This window comes from Microvirga soli (assembly GCF_016734765.1).
Taxonomy (GTDB): Bacteria; Pseudomonadota; Alphaproteobacteria; order Rhizobiales; family Beijerinckiaceae; genus Microvirga; species Microvirga soli.
Map to the genome: position 1 here is coordinate 12,257 of NZ_JAERQE010000036.1, position 15,047 is coordinate 27,303.

The following is a 15,047-nucleotide window of genomic DNA, read 5'->3' on the forward strand; positions in this document are numbered from 1 at the left end:
GCTCAGACGGCTCAGGTGGGCGCAGGAACGACCAGCGGATCAACGACAGGCTACAGCGGTCCAAAGGATGTCACGGAGAGTGCGCCGGGACAGATCAGGGTGCCCCCTCTGCCGCGACCCGAGCTGTGTGAGCCATACCGAAGCACACCCGCCGTTTACCAGACATGTCTTTGGGTCTCACTCGAAGACTGAACGAAGGGAAAAAGACAGTGACTGAGAAATTCTCACGCCGTGATCTCCTTAAAGTCGCCGGGGCTGCCGGAGTGGCCGTTACCGTCCCGGATCATGCGTCCGCCGAGGAGCATCCTGTTCAGGTCGCGCAGGTTGGCAGACAGAATGCTCCGTCCTCTTCATCGCCGCGGGCAGACTTGCCGGCCGAACGCGGTATGCTCTTCTTCTTCAACGACGAAGAAGCTAGGTTCGTCGAGGCTGCTGTCGAACGCCTCATCCCCGCGGATCCCGAATGGCCGGGAGCCGCTTGGGCGGGCGTTCTCAACTTCATCGATCGCCAGCTCGCTGCCGCGTATGGTGCCGGAGCGCGGATGTACCTGAAAGGTCCGTGGGTCCCTGACGCACCTCCCCAGCAAGGCTACCAGCTGCGCTACACTCCAGCCCAACTCTACAGGATAGGGATCGCGGAAACTCGCGCCCATGTCACTGCCAATTATGGCGGACGCGAGTTCTGGGATCTCGGTGCGCCCGTGATGGACGAGGTGCTTTCCGCGCTTGAAAGCGGCGCCATTGAGCTTCCTTCTCTCGCAGCACCCGTGTTCTTCGAGACTCTGCTCGCCAACGCCATCGAGGGCTTCTTCGGTGATCCCGTTTATGGTGGAAACCGCGATATGGTGGGCTGGCGGATGGTTGGATTTCCTGGCGCCTACGCGCAGTTCATCGACTTAGTCGAGCTCTACAATCTTCCATACACGCGCCCGCCAATCAGCATCGGTGAGGCTGGAGCCCGAGAGGCTTACCTCGACGGCCACACGCATGGCGCTCAGAGGTGATAGGAGCACACCATGGCGGTACGTATGAAACCTGTGGACGTAGCGCTCGTCGGAGGTGGCCTGACAGCCGCTATCCTGGGTAAGGAGCTTGCTGAGGCCGGCCAGACAGTCGTTGCGCTCGAACGCGGTGGAATGCGCCAGACAGTGCCGGATTTTCAATCGCCTACAATGCATGACGAACTGAAGTACGATATACGTCACGCCTATGCCCAGGACGTCAGCGTCCAGACCATCACCTTCCGCAACTTCGTCGGCCAGCAGGCTCTGCCGATGCGCCAGCTTGGATCATTCCTGCCGGGAGAAGGTGTCGGGGGCGGAGCGACGCACTGGAACGGCCAGACTTGGCGGTTTCAGCCAGAGTGGTTCGTCCTGAAAAGCTGGGTGGAACAGCGCTACGGGCGAGGTTTCCTAGATGAGGATGTCACCATCCAGGATTGGGGCATCACGTACGAAGAGCTTGAACCTTACTATACGTTCTTCGAGAAGGTGATGGGGATCAGCGGAGCGCCAGGCAACATCAAGGGGCAGATTCAGGTCGGCGGCAACCCCTTCGAGGGGCCGCGCAGCGAGCCGTATCCTAATCCGCCGATGAAACAGTCCCATTCCGGCTTTCTCTTCGGGCAAGCCGCAGCACAACTTGGATACCGTCCATTCCCCGTACCATCGGCGAACGTGACGCGGCATTACACAAACCCTTTCGGGGCGGAAATCAAGCCGTGCATGTACTGTGGCTTTTGCGACCCTTTCGGCTGTGAACACTTCGCGAAGGCAAGCCCTCAGGTGTGCATCCTGCCTTTTGCTATGGCCAACAAGAATTTTGAGATGCGCACGCACTCCTATGTCCTTCGAGTGGAATGGGACAGGCAAGCGAAGGTTGCCACCGGGGTGACCTATGTGGACGCACAGGGTCAGGAGGTCTTCCAGCCGGCAAGCATGGTCGTGCTTTGCGCCTTTGCGCACCACAATCCCATCCTGATGCTGCAGTCACGAATTGGTCAGCCATACGACCCGGCGACCCGGACCGGAACCGTCGGACGCAACTACACTTACCAAACCATGACCGGCGCCGAGGTTTTCTATGACGGTGAAAAGCGCATCAACCCCTTCATGGCCGCTGGAGCCCTCGGAACCGCCATTGACGACTTCAACAATGGAAGCTTCGATCATTCCGGCTTGGGCTTCATCGGCGGGGGTTACATTGCGGCCTATCAGACGACAGGCCGACCCATATACCACCATCCGGTGCCCGAAGGAACGCCCCGCTGGGGGCTTGGGTGGAAGCAGGCAGTTCGGCGGCACTACAACAGCACGGTGGGCCTCGGGTTCCATGGATCCTCGAGCCCTCATCCGAACAACTACCTAGGCGTTGATCCGACTTATACGGATGCGTTCGGTCAGCCGCTCGGGATGCTCACCTATGACTTCCCTTATAATGACCGTCTCATGGCCCGTTACGTTACCGAGAAAATGGCCGGTATCGCTCAGGCGATGGGCGGTAGACGGATGAGTGTAGGCTGGCTTGACGATCATTATAGTATCGTCCCCTACCAGACGACGCACAACACAGGCGGCGCCATCATGGGCACCGATCCGAAGACGAGCGTCGTGAACCGCTACTTGCAGTCTTGGGATTTGCATAACCTGTGGGTCATGGGTTCGTCCGTCTTTCCACAGAACGCGGGCTACAACCCCACGGACACTGTCGGCGCCCTCGCCTACTGGGCGGCGGATGCCATGATCAAGCAGTACCTGAAAAACCCTGGCCCTCTGGTGCAGCCATGATCCGCGCCGTCCAAATCGGTGCGGCCGCGATCGCGGCCATCGTCATCACCTCCGCCGCGCTCTCACAATCCCTGCTCGGCCTGAGTGATCAGCGCGAGCCCAGCCACGAAGCCGATCCAAATCGTGGCAGGTTCATTACAATCGGAGGCATGTTTGCGGAGCAGAGAATCGGGTGTGTCCAATGCCACGGAGTCGACGGAGCAGGCAACTCGAGCGGAGCCTTCCCGCGTCTGACCGACCAAGATGGCTGGTACCTCTATAAGTCCTTGCGGGATTATGCATCGGGCCTTCGCCCAAGCGACATCATGGCGCCGATCGCCCAGACGCTCACGCCGCAGCAGATGCAGGATGTCGCAGCTTATTACGCCAGCATCAAGGACGCGCCATACCCAGCCGAGCCGCGTGCGGATGTCCAGGTTCGGCAGATCGGCGGCGCCATTGCGGCCATTGGCATACCCTCCCAGGGTGTGCCCGCCTGCGATGGATGCCATGGTCCGAACGGCGTCGGCCAGGCCCCCATCTATCCGTTTTTGGGCGGCCAGTTCGCTCCCTATCTGCAGCATCAACTGATGCTCTGGAAGCAAGGGCAGCGGGACGGCGATCCCATGAACATCATGGAACTGATCGCCAAGGCCATGACGGAGGAGCAGATTCGAGCGGTTTCGCTCTACTATGCCTCCGTACGACCGAGGGACGTGATCCCTCAGGATGCCCGCTATGCTCCCGAACGGGGACGATCTCCGGCAGCACAGCCTGCGCCATCGCCCGAGCGGAATCCTACTGATGTTGGTGCTGTGCAAAGGCCCGGGCGGGGCCGTGGCTCCGTCGTGGTCCCAGGCACGGAGCCCGCTAGGCCTCCGGCTCCGGCAATGGAACTGCCTCTGGGCCTCCCGCGGCGTCCGCTCCCTCCCAACGCCTTGCCACCCTATCTCCCGCCCCCTGTTGATGAAAGGCCACGTGGCACCACGACCACCACCGGGGCCCCCACCCGCACCCAGCCGTAGGAGTGGACAGATGCTCCAATCGCAGCGGAACGGCCCGGGTCAAATGCGCAGGATAGTGACGGCAGCGCTTCTCATGATGCTCGCCGGCTGCAATGACGACGGTTCTCCTCAGAAGGCCAGCCAGCCACTCGATGAGTTGAGGATTGCGCGTGTAGCTGGCGGCGAGCCCGAGAAGGGACGCCGCATCATCGCAGCCTATGAATGTGGTGTCTGTCACGTCATTCCCGGCGTCCAGGGCGCACATGGGATCGTAGGGCCGCCGCTGACAGATTTCGGCAGGCGTCAATTCATCGGCGGCGTCGTCCCCAACGAGCCGACATTGCTCGTGCGCTGGGTGCAAGACGCGCCGTCCATTGCCCCGCACACGGGAATGCCGGATCTCGGCCTGTCCGATGACGAAGCCCGCCACGTGGCAGCCTACCTCTATACGTTACGGTGACGCACATGAGACGCGATCGACTCCTAGCTGCTTTCGTCTCATACCTGATCACTGGTGTTTTTAGCACGACCGGAGCCTCGGCCCAGCCTGTCGATATTTTGGACAGAGCACTGATGTGGATCCAATCCACGATGGTGACATACGGACCCCACGCCGCGGTTACCGAAACCTTAAGCTGGGTGATGATCATCGGCGCGGTCTTGATTTTCCTGTTGGTCATGGCGCTGGCCGCACTTGCCATCCTTGCCCAGGGCAGGATGCGAGGCTGGATGACAGGGCGAAAGTTTATCATCGGCCTCGGCATCATCTTTCCAGTCGTCACATTGACTGCTTTGCTCACCTGGGGGCTATCCATTTCCAGAGCACTCGTGACGGGCGAGCCGCCGGTTCTGCGCGTGGAGGTGATCGGTGAGCGCTGGTGGTGGCGCGTACATTATGTGGACGCCGATGGAGCGGTTCGTCTCGTCAGCGCAAACGAGATCAAGGTACCAACGGGCCGGTCCATCGAGTTCGTCCTCAAGACTCAGGATGTAATCCACTCCTTCTGGGTGCCCAGCCTTGCCGGCAAGCTCGACATGATCCCTGGGCGCGTGAACGTCACCCGCTTTTCCGCTGATCGCCCCGGGATCTATCGGGGACAGTGCGCCGAGTATTGCGGTGCGCAACACGCTTTGATGGCCTTCTACGTGATCGCGCTACCGCCGGACCAGTTCGAGGCCTGGTACGCTCGGGAGGCGACCCCTCCCGTTGCGCCTGTGATTCCGCTCCTAGCACGGGGAAAAGCGCTCTTCATGGAGAATGGCTGCGGTGCCTGCCATACCATTCGGGGCACGTCGGCCGCCGGACTGATCGGGCCTGATTTGACGTATGTGGGCGGGCGCCGCTCAATCGCTGCCGGGACATATCCCACCAATGTCGGGACACTCGCCGGTTGGGTCTCATCGTCCCAGCACCTGAAGCCGGACAACCTCATGCCTTCTTTCGGCAATCTGCAAGGCGAGGAGCTGCGTGCCATCGCGGCCTATCTGGAGAGCCTTAAGTGAGCGATGCAACTTTCCAAGGCGGAATTGCGGACACCCGCGTCGGGCAGGAAGGCCAGCCGGTCCGGCTTCCCAATCCGGCTCCTCGCCCGGAAGGCGAACTTGAGGAGCTCAAGCGAGTTTGGGAGCAGCCCAAGGGCATCCACTTCATCTCCGCAGTGAACAATAACTATGTCGGTGTCTGGTATGTGGGCACGGCGTTCCTGTTCTTTGTTTTGGCGGGCATCCTTGCCCTGATCATGCGGACACAGCTGGCGCAGCCGGAGCTCCGGCTCGTTGGACATGAGCTGTACAACCAGCTTTTCACCATGCACGGCACGATCATGATGTTTCTTTTCGCCGTGCCGATGGTGGAGGCTTTAAGTGTCTTTCTGCTACCCAACATGCAGGCTGCCCGCGACCTGCCGTTCCCGCGGCTTTCGGCCTATGCCTTCTGGGCCTATTTCTTCGGCGGGCTCGCGTTCTTCACGAGCCTGTTCTTCGGCCTTGCGCCGAATGGCGGCTGGTTCATGTACCCGCCGCTCACGAGCTACATCTACTCGCCAGGCATTAACGCCGATTTCTGGCTCCTTGGTATAGGCTTCATCGAGATATCGGCTATTGCAGGTGCGATCGAGATCATCGTCGGCGTCCTGAAGACCCGAGCCCCGGGCCAAAGCCTCGATAAGCTGCCGGTCTATTCGTGGGCGATGCTCGTCTTCGCCTTAATGGTGATCGTCGCGTTTCCGGCAATCATAGCGGCAACGTTGCTTCTGGAGCTCGAGCGCGCCTTCCACTGGCCGATCTTCATCGCCGAGAAAGGCGGCGATCCTCTGCTATGGCAGCATCTGTTCTGGTTCTTCGGCCATCCGGAGGTCTATGTCATCTTCCTTCCCGCTGCCGGCATGGTTTCGATGATCGTGCCCACCATGGCGCGAACGCCGCTCGTCGGCTACCGCTTGGTCGTGCTTGCAGTGATCGGCACAGGCTTTCTCAGCTTCGGCCTGTGGGTCCACCACATGTTCACGACGGGGCTGCCGCAGCTCTCCTTAAGTTTCTTCTCGGCCGCCAGCATGGCGGTTTCGATCCCGACCGGCATCCAGGTCTTCGCCTGGATCGCGACGATTGCGTCCGGCAAGCTGCAGAACAAGACGCCGGCCTATTTCATCCTCGGGTTCCTGTTCATCTTCGTCCTCGGCGGGCTGACGGGCGTGATGGTCGCGATGGTGCCGTTCGACTGGCAGGCTCATGATACTTACTTCATCGTCGCCCATCTCCACTATGTCCTGATCGGCGGCATGGTGTTTCCCATGTTCGCGGCCTTCTACTATTGGGCTCCAGTCGCCTCCCAACGTTCCCTGTCGGAGACTCTCGGCAAGTGGGCGTTCTGGCTCATCTTCATTGGCGTGAACGTGACCTTCTTCACCATGCACATCACAGGTCTGATGGGCATGCCTCGGCGCACCTATACCTATATCGCGGAAATGGGGTGGGGCACGCTCAACCTGATCTCGACCCTTGGCGCCTACATGATCGGCGCAGGCGTGTTGGTCTTCCTCATCGATCTGGCAAAGAACTTCCGACCCTACAAGGGCGACCTGGGTAACGTCTGGAACGCCGGTACGTTGGAATGGCTTCCGAGTGGAAACTATCAGACACGCTCTATTCCCATCATCACCAGTCGCGAACCAATGTGGGATCAGCCAAGCTTGGCTGACGATGTTGAAGCCGGCCGGTATTACTTGCCGGGCGCACCGACGCGCGGGCGCGAAACCATCGTTACCAGCCCCATTGATGCGACAGCGCAATATGTGCTGCAGATCCCGGGTCCGAGCTGGCGCACGGTCTTCGCGGCCTTTTTTACCGCCTCGTTCTTCATCGGCCTGACGATCAAGCTCTACATTCCTGCCTTCATCTGCGGGGTTCTTGCCGTCGTCTGCGTCATCTGGTGGTTGTGGGACACCGATCCAGGTCCTGCTGAAGTCGGTGACATCGATATTGGGGGCGGGCTGAGACTGCCAACCTATGTCACGGGGTCGATGAATCATTCCTGGTGGGCGATGATCATCCTGATGATCGTGACGGGGATGGTATTCAGCTGTATTGTATTTTCCTATCTCTTTCTCTGGACCGTCAACCCGAGCATCTGGCCGACCTCAGCAGCCGCGCTGCCTCCCATAGGGTGGCCCATCGGTGCGGCGGCACTTCTTATAGCAAGCAGCCTTCTCGTCTGGCTTGCAGGAAGGAGGCTCTCGCAGGTGCCCGAGCGGAGCGCGTGGCCGACCCGAACTGCCCTCTTCGTAGCTGTACCCATGCTCATCGGGAGCGTTGCGCTTGAGGTTTTCGGACAGCTTGAGATGGGCCTGCGCCCCTCCGAGTCGGGTTATGGTGCAGTGGTCTTCAGTCTGGCTTCCTACCAAGGTTTCGTCGTTGCGGTCTTGGCGATCATGGGGCTTTACACCGTCGTCCGTTCACTGACCGGCCGGCTGAATCGGGTGCGGCGGTCGACCTTCGACAACACGCAGCTGTTCTGGCACTACGGCGTCGCACAGGGCCTCGTTGCCCTCCTCATCATCCACGCCTTCCCACGATTCCTGGGGTAAGACCGATGGGCGGCACCGACTTCATCCGAAAATCGCTATTCATGATCGGGGGGCTCCTTATCTGGGGCGTCCATTTCGGTCTCGTCTACGCCTTCAATGCACTGGCTTGTGCCCGGCACTTTGCCGGCGAGAGCTACTTGGGATTTGGCATCGTTCCACTGGTGATTGTCGGGACCACGGTTGTCGCGCTGGCTGGCGTGCTTGTCGTTCTTCTTCTCGCGCTCTGGAGGCGGGGGCCAGCCCGTGCGTCGTGGGACCGGAGACCCGTCGACGACTTCATGCGGTACACCACAATGACAATCGCTGCTCTCTCCTTCGTTGCCATCACCTGGAACGGCCTGCCCGTTTTCATAGTCCCACCTTGCGGATGACCCCAGCATGACGAGGCCGCTCGTATCAGCTGTCCTGATGATCTTTCTCTCCATTCCTGCCTTCGCGCATGAAAGCGCTCAGCCTATAGACCCTAGCAACGTATGGCACCACTGGTCGGCGGAGCCGTGGGTGTTGGTCTCGTTGCCGCTGGCCTTTGTGCTCTATGGGTTTGGAGTCAGGAATCTCTGGAGCAATGCCGGTCTAGGTCGCGGCATCTCCGTTATCCGAGTGACGTGCTATGCAGGTGGAGGAGCGATCCTCATTGTAGCCTTGGCCTCCCCTCTAGATTCCCTGAGCGGCACCTTACTAACGGCGCACATGGTCCAGCACGTCCTTCTCATCGGGGTAGCGCCCCCTCTCCTGCTGGCCGGCTTGCCCGGAGTGGCCCTGCCATGGATCCTACCCAGGTTAACGCGGCGCGCCGTGGGACGAAGTTCTGGCGCTCGTACGATGGGCCGGCGGGCCGCATTCCTTATCCGTCCTCTCCCGACCTGTGCCCTCCATGGTGCTGCACTGTGGCTGTGGCATGCTCCAGCGCCCTTCGAGGCTGCACTGGGGAATGAAGCCATTCATGCGTTCGAGCATATCGCCTTTTTCGTAACCGCAATGCTGTTCTGGCAGAGCCTCGCTGTAAGCTCGCGGGGCCCCGCTACTGTGCCTTCGGGTATTGCAGCAGGTTTCCTGACGCTTGTTCATAGCGGGTTCCTTGGTGCCCTCATCACCTTCTCACCTACACTGCTCTATCCTTGGTATCGGCGGGGACCGGATTCTTGGAGGCTTGATCCCCTCGCTGACCAGCAACTCGCTGGTTTGATCATGTGGGTGCCGGCTAGCTTTATCTATCTCTTCGCCTGTCTAGTTCTAGCCGCCCGGCTTCTCGTAATGCCGGGGTCGTACCGCAAGCCAGCGCGCCAATCCTCCTGACGGAACCTTCGGTAAGTTTCGAGGTCGCCTGTCGTAGGCTCGTCAGCGTACTGACTAGATGACTGAGGCAGGTTGCTGCCTGTAGCAGCCGCCGAGTGCCGCTAGTTCTGCGTCGAGGCGCCTCATGGAGCGACAGATCCGTAGACTACACCCACCATGTAGCGCTTGGATCGACGACTTTGTGCTCCGTCTTCCAGGATGCAAAAAGGTGCAAGAACCGTCTCCACGGGCCAGAAAGGTCAAACTATTGGAACGGCGACGTTGATCGAAACGCCTAACGACGTACTGGACAGGGCAGAGGCCGCAAAGCTTTCACGTGGCCTTCACGGATTCCACATTTACGAGGTGCGGCGCTGCGAAGTGCAAGGCGGCTTCGAGTCCGCCTGAGGCCACTACAATCCGATGGAATCACAGCACGGCTACTGGCAACCGGGAGGGCCGCATGCCGGCGACATGCCGAACCCGACCGTGGATGATAGTGGCAAGCTCCTAGCTGAGGTTTTCAACCGGAACGTAAGCTTCAATGGCAAGGGACCTTTGTTCGATCAAGATGGATCCGCGCTCGTAATCATACCATCGCCGAAGATTACCGCAGCCAGCCGTCAGGAGCGGCCGGGGATCGGATTACGTGCGGCGTGATCCAACGCGACCGCTAGGAGTATGTAGGAGGCGTCGTTGCCATTGGGAAGTTGGCGCCTAGTATCGCACAGGCCTGATAACCTCTCTTGCACGTTGCACGGTGCTCGACCGAAACCGAATGTCCTTATCCTCTGTATCCTCAACCTTCCCACGCAGAGAGGCAACATTGAGGCTACAGAGGGTCAGCGGAATACGGATTTGGCTCACCGCGGTCGAGCCCGCAGTGAGCCACTTCGTGGATGCTAGGCAGCAGGGACTTGCAGCGCGACGAAGCGGGTACCTCCGCTTGCCTCGACGAGGAACAGCACGCTTTTCTTGCCATCCTTGCGGCTTGCCTCCAGTGCAGCCTTCACGTCAGCTGGCGTTTGTACCGCCTGGCCCGCGACTTCTTTGATCACGTCGCCGGTGCTGAAGCCCTTTTCAGCTGCCGGACTTCCAGGCTCCACGCCGACGACGGCAACACCCGTCTTGTTGTTCCCCGCTGGGGCGAGGCTCAGTCCAAGATTGCCCATTTCGGTGCCTTGCTTCGCATCTGCCGCAGCCGTAGAGGTGCCTGACATCTTGGCAATCGTGACAGAGATTTCCTGCCTCTTGCCGTCACGCCAGATCTGCAGAGTGGCGGTCGCGCCGGCATTCAGCGATGCGATCGTCCGTGACAGGTCCCGTGCATCCTCAACCGGTTTGCCATTCACCGAAATGACCACGTCGCCGGTCTTGATGCCAGCCTTGGCTGCGGGACCGCCATCCTCAACGCGGGCGACGATGGCTCCCTCGCTTTTGTCGAGCCCTAGGCTCGCCGCAATATCCTTCGTAACAGGCTGGATCTGAACTCCCACGTAGCCCCGCTCAACGCTACCTTTCTCGCGGATTTGCGTCACGACATTGCGAACGGTCTCGGATGGAATCGCGAACGCGATGCCGACATTGCCGCCGGACGGAGAGGCGATGGCAGTGTTTACGCCCACGACCTGGCCCTTCTGATTGAAGGTGGGTCCACCGGAATTGCCCCGGTTCACCGGCGCGTCGATCTGAAGGAAGTCGTCATAAGGACCAGCCCCGATGTCCCGGGCGCGGGCCGAGACGATGCCGGCCGTGACGGTACCACCAAGGCCGAACGGATTGCCGACAGCAAGGACCCAGTCGCCCACGCGTGGAACTTCCGGTGCGAGTTCGACGTATTTGAACGGCCCGCCTTGCTCCACCTTGAGCAGGGCGAGATCGGTTTTCGGATCAGTGCCGACGATCTTGGCCGAGAGGGTGCGGCCGTCATCCATGAGCACCTCGACCTCGGAGCTCTTGTCGATTACGTGGTTGTTGGTCACGAGATAGCCATCGGCCGAAATGAAGAACCCGGATCCTTGCGAGGTGCCTTGGCGGGGACCAGGTTGACCAAAGCGCGGGTTTCCATTCTGCCCCCCCTCCCCGCGGAAGCGTTTGAAGAACTCCTGGAAGGGATGGTCGTCCGGCAGGCCGAAGTCAGGAAGATTGAAGTTGCGGCCGCTCCCTTGATCGGTGCTGGCCTGCGCCTCAACGTCCTTTGCTTTGGCGCGCACCGACACGACTGCGGGCTTCACCCGGTCGACCACGTCGGCGAAGGAAGGCAGGGTGGACTGGGGGGCGACAATCGTCTGTGGCGCCTGAGCGAACGCAGGAACCGCGACGCCTCCGGCGGAAATGGCAAGAGTAGCCAGTGCGACCGCGCCAAGGAGAGCGGATCTTGCTTTGGGTGCCCGCCGTGTGTGCTGCGGCTTCGGAGAGAATAGAAGAGAGTGTCTCATTGCTGCGTACTCCATCAGCTCGTCGGGGACATGCCCCAGATGCAGAAGAACTTGAGGGCAGGCGCGTGAAGGTGTCATTACGGCAAGATGAATGGTTGGTAATCCTCGCCTGGCTCGCAGCTTCAGGATCTAATGAGGGCAGCCGCGTGTGCTTCACAAATCAAAGTAATGCCCTTCTCGCCTTCTATGAACGGAGGAGCCGCGGAGACGTTTCGTGACATCCGACGTTTGGACCGCACACGATGCAGAGTCTCGGTACGCTGCTGAACAGAGCAGAGAACTCGGGATGTGCCCTCGGCATTTTTTGTCTGTTCTATGCTGGCTGATCGCGCTTGCGAAGAGGACGAGATATGAGGCTCTCGCGGATTCAACTTCCACTGCTCATGGCGGCGATTGTTGCATCGCCCGTGCTCGCGCAGCAGCAGAACCCGGCTGTCCAACCCAGACTTGAAGGCCAGGTCAGCCAACTCTCGCCGGACCTTCTGTACAGGGGCTGGCGGGCGCAGCAGCTGCTCGGGCAGTCTGTTATGCGCAAGGGTGGAGATCGCGTCGGAACCGTGCGCGACCTTATTATCGACGCGGAGGGCCGTCTCGCGGCAATGGTGATGGAAGGAGGCGGCTCCCTCGGCATCCCGGACGCAGTGTATCGCATTCAGTGGGACGAAGTGGATCTCACACCTGGCCATGATGGCATCAGGACCGGGCTGGCAGACAACAGCGAGAAGCCGCAATATGGTCTGTTCCCTGGAACGGAGGGAGTTCCAACTGTCCCGCGGGAGTTTCGGCTGACGGAGGTTCTTGGGGACTATGCTCGGCTGCAGACCGGCTATGGCTACGGCTATGTGTCAGATGCCGTGTTCGACAAGTCTGGGCGACTTATTGCCATGCTTATAGCTCGCGATGTCGCCTCCGGTGGCGGCACTTATGCATTCCCTTACCCCGGCACGACTGGCCGGTGGGATCCGGGCGCCGGCTACTACGGCCTGCCGTTCGTGACGGCCTCTCAGGCTCAGATGGCAGGGCTTCGCGTCGATTCAACCAAGTTCACAGGCGCAGCGCTGTAAGGAACTGCGCTGCGGGCGAGGCCGGACGGTGTGATCCGGTTTCAAGGACATGGAAGCGTTGCGCGAGCGCCACAGCCGTTTCTAGTCGCCTCTCACATGGGCTCTGGGTATGGCCCACGCCAAAAATCGCCGCAGCTTGCGCTGGAACGTATCCGGCTTCTCCGGATCCAGGAGATGGCTTGCCGCAATTTTCTCCTCCACTGCGTTGAGGTGCAGGAGTGGAAGCCGATGAAGCGATCTGCCGTATGGCCTCGACAGAAGGTCGATGATTTGAATCGGGCTTCTCCCCTCGTCTTGCAAAGCATTTACGAGCTCAATCGCAACACCAGAGTGCTCCGCGAGGAGATCGTTGCGGGCCGTACGGATCGCTGCTCGCGAGGCTTCCTCATTTCGCGCTCCAGGCCGGACCTCCACGGCAATGTCACACTCAGTGTCGAGACCCATGGAGCGATTGTTCAAGTTAGAGGATCCGACACGCAGGAAGCGGTCATCAACGATCATGATTTTGGCATGCACGTAAATCGGTGTTCCACTCGCATTCGCTGGGTAGAGCAGGCGGAGCCGGCTTTCCCGGTCTGCTCCGCGTAGGCGTCGGACGATGAGTGCACGAGCCGTCCCCATCGCCTCCTCCTCAAGCCATCCCTCAGCTGTTAGAGGCGCGACAATGATGACCTCCGGCCCCCCATTCTGTTCCAAACGTGCGGCCAAAGCCTCGCCGATCGTGTGAGACGCGAGATACTGGCTCTCGATATAGATGACATCCTGCGCACTGCCGATTGCGCGGAGATTGAGAGCCTCGATCTCCCGTGCTTCGGGCTGCCCATCATAGGCGGGCTGAGTACGGGCAATGCCGACCTCAACATCCATGAGAGTGGGAGGGAGGGTCTCCGGCCAAATCTCGTCGGCGAATCCAGGCGGGGCGAGATCCTCTCCGGTTGCATGCTTCCAGCGCTCGCGGGCCAAGTCGCCGAGAGCCGATGCAGCCTCTCCGTCAACAGCAGCTGTCGCGTCGTGCCAGGGGGGCTGAGTGAAGCCCCAGGGGCTGGTCCGGCGCGGATCCTGTTCGCAATGCTCGCGAGTGTCCCACCGGCCGACCGTGATATCGATGCCGCCGCAGAATGCCAGCACATCGTCGATCACAGCGAGCTTCTGGTGGTGACATGCATCGGCTGGGTGAACGTGATCGAGTCGAAAGTGGACCCGCCTGCTTGCCATCCAATTGAGGATAAACAGAGGTGTCGCACCACGTCCGAGAGTTTGGAGAACGCCGACGTCCCATTTGAGCACGCGAACCTCCAGCTCCGGCCGCGCCTTTACAAGGACATTTAGCAAGTGGCCAAGCTTGAGTGGCCATTCATCCTCGACGCTCGGGTCGAGGCGTATACGCGTGTCGAAGTCCCATCCGATCAGGTAAATCGAGCGTTTGGCGTGGATCATCGCTCTCCGCAAGCTCGCGAAATAGGAGGCTGCATCAATGATTAAGGCGAGCCGGCCCGCCTTGGCCATTCGCCAGCACGTTTCGCCCGGTTCCACGATCGGCTTTTCCATCGGGGCACTCGTCAAGGACCGCGGCGGTACTGTTGTGATTGGCCGACCCTTGGTTCGGAAGGTAACTTGGCCGTGACGCGCAGGCACAACCAGCTGTGCAGATTGAGCCCTACACACCTTATCGACTCATATTGCCCTCGAACTTAAACTCGGGTGCATTCTGAAGATCCTCGCGTGTCGTGTTGGCGACGACGCGGATGTCACCCCCGGCCTCACGCATGAGGACGAGAGAACCGGGATCAGCCGCGACATTGCGTTCGCCCAGGCCTAGGAAACCTCCAACCGAGATGATAACGGCTCGAATGACGCGTCCTTGATCGACAATGATATCCTCAACTTCTCCGATTTCCTCGTTCTGCAGGTTGTAAACGTCTGCGTCGAGGAGGTTCGAGACGAGCATGTCGGCGGGCTGGACAGTGTAGAATGTAAGTCGGACGGTGGTCGGGTCGACTGCACGGATTCCGGGCTGCGCTGGCGGGGAGTTCGGTTGTTGCTGATTGGGAGCGGCTGGCTGGTTAGGGGCAGCTTGGTTCGGTTGCGGCGAGGGAGCTGGTGCGGTCGTCTGCGCCCGCGCCTCATTTAACGTCATTGTGGCCATCGACAAAGCTATCGCGGTGAGGAATATCGGCAGGGCGTCCGCGCTCGTCTTGGAACCTTCCCAGGCAAATCTAAGCATCGTTACCTCCATGACGTATCAGGTGGCCGGCATCCCATTCTCCTTGAAGTGAAAGAACGGGTCTGGCGGCGGGCAGTTTTCACGTGTCAGCCATCCAACGATATTCTACGTACGACAACGTACTCAGGGCTTCCTTGCGTGTTGCAGGAAGCTATGCCCGGCCTGCGCCCGTCTCCTCGCCACGTCGACATAGGA

At 60.3% G+C, this 15,047-nt stretch carries 12 protein-coding genes and 1 pseudogene; 10 read left to right on the top strand and 3 right to left on the bottom strand.

Annotated elements, in window-relative coordinates; all coding sequences use genetic code 11:
* Positions 1 to 209: 209 nt before the first annotated feature.
* The 9 genes and pseudogenes from JKL45_RS22295 to JKL45_RS30875 all read left to right on the top strand — a co-directional run.
* Positions 210 to 1,004 (top strand): gluconate 2-dehydrogenase subunit 3 family protein, encoded by a 795-nt coding sequence (locus JKL45_RS22295; protein ID WP_201863854.1) that lies wholly within the window; start codon positions 210 to 212, stop codon positions 1,002 to 1,004.
* Positions 1,005 to 1,136: 132 nt separating this feature from the next.
* A complete protein-coding gene (locus JKL45_RS22300; RefSeq protein ID WP_312897017.1) occupies positions 1,137 to 2,786 on the top strand; it encodes a GMC family oxidoreductase in 1,650 nt (549 codons plus the stop codon).
* Positions 2,783 to 3,790, top strand: a complete 1,008-nt coding sequence (locus tag JKL45_RS22305; protein WP_201863858.1) for a c-type cytochrome — start codon at positions 2,783 to 2,785, stop codon at positions 3,788 to 3,790. Before JKL45_RS22300 ends, JKL45_RS22305 begins: the two co-directional genes overlap by 4 nt.
* A 10-nt stretch (positions 3,791 to 3,800) precedes the next feature.
* Complete coding sequence (locus tag JKL45_RS22310) at positions 3,801 to 4,229, top strand: c-type cytochrome (RefSeq protein ID WP_201863860.1); 429 nt, start codon at positions 3,801 to 3,803, stop codon at positions 4,227 to 4,229.
* 131 nt (positions 4,230 to 4,360) lie between these two features.
* On the top strand, positions 4,361 to 5,272 hold the full coding sequence (gene coxB, locus JKL45_RS22315) for a cytochrome c oxidase subunit II (RefSeq protein WP_201863862.1): 912 nt from the start codon (positions 4,361 to 4,363) through the stop codon (positions 5,270 to 5,272).
* A 23-nt stretch (positions 5,273 to 5,295) separates the two neighbouring features.
* Entirely contained in the window at positions 5,296 to 7,851 is a 2,556-nt protein-coding gene (ctaD, locus tag JKL45_RS22320) for a cytochrome c oxidase subunit I (protein ID WP_201863898.1), read from the top strand.
* A gap of 5 nt (positions 7,852 to 7,856) precedes the next feature.
* Positions 7,857 to 8,222, top strand: a complete 366-nt coding sequence (locus JKL45_RS22325; RefSeq protein WP_201863863.1) for a hypothetical protein — start codon at positions 7,857 to 7,859, stop codon at positions 8,220 to 8,222.
* Between the two features lie 37 nt (positions 8,223 to 8,259).
* Positions 8,260 to 9,147 carry a cytochrome c oxidase assembly protein gene (locus JKL45_RS30870; RefSeq protein ID WP_376771062.1) on the top strand — a complete coding sequence of 296 codons (888 nt, stop codon included), beginning with the start codon at positions 8,260 to 8,262 and terminating at the stop codon, positions 9,145 to 9,147.
* A 399-nt stretch (positions 9,148 to 9,546) separates the two neighbouring features.
* Positions 9,547 to 9,786 (top strand): annotated as a pseudogene (locus JKL45_RS30875) (superoxide dismutase family protein); the annotation flags it as partial.
* Between the two features lie 242 nt (positions 9,787 to 10,028).
* On the opposite strand, the gene JKL45_RS22340 reads toward JKL45_RS30875, so the two are convergent.
* On the bottom strand, positions 10,029 to 11,564 hold the full coding sequence (locus JKL45_RS22340) for a Do family serine endopeptidase (protein WP_201863866.1): 1,536 nt from the start codon (positions 11,562 to 11,564) through the stop codon (positions 10,029 to 10,031).
* 350 nt (positions 11,565 to 11,914) lie between these two features.
* On the opposite strand from JKL45_RS22340, the gene JKL45_RS22345 reads away from it, so the two are divergent.
* Positions 11,915 to 12,628 carry a PRC-barrel domain-containing protein gene (locus JKL45_RS22345; protein ID WP_201863867.1) on the top strand — a complete coding sequence of 238 codons (714 nt, stop codon included), beginning with the start codon at positions 11,915 to 11,917 and terminating at the stop codon, positions 12,626 to 12,628.
* 81 nt (positions 12,629 to 12,709) lie between these two features.
* Here JKL45_RS22345 and JKL45_RS22350 read toward each other — a convergent pair whose 3' ends face one another.
* Together JKL45_RS22350 and JKL45_RS22355 are read right to left on the bottom strand one after the other, a co-directional pair.
* Positions 12,710 to 14,176: a phospholipase D-like domain-containing protein gene (locus JKL45_RS22350; protein WP_201863868.1), complete on the bottom strand. Its 1,467-nt coding sequence runs from the start codon at positions 14,174 to 14,176 to the stop codon at positions 12,710 to 12,712.
* Between the two features lie 118 nt (positions 14,177 to 14,294).
* Complete coding sequence (locus tag JKL45_RS22355) at positions 14,295 to 14,852, bottom strand: PRC-barrel domain-containing protein (RefSeq protein WP_201863869.1); 558 nt, start codon at positions 14,850 to 14,852, stop codon at positions 14,295 to 14,297.
* Between the last annotated feature and the right edge of the window lie 195 nt (positions 14,853 to 15,047).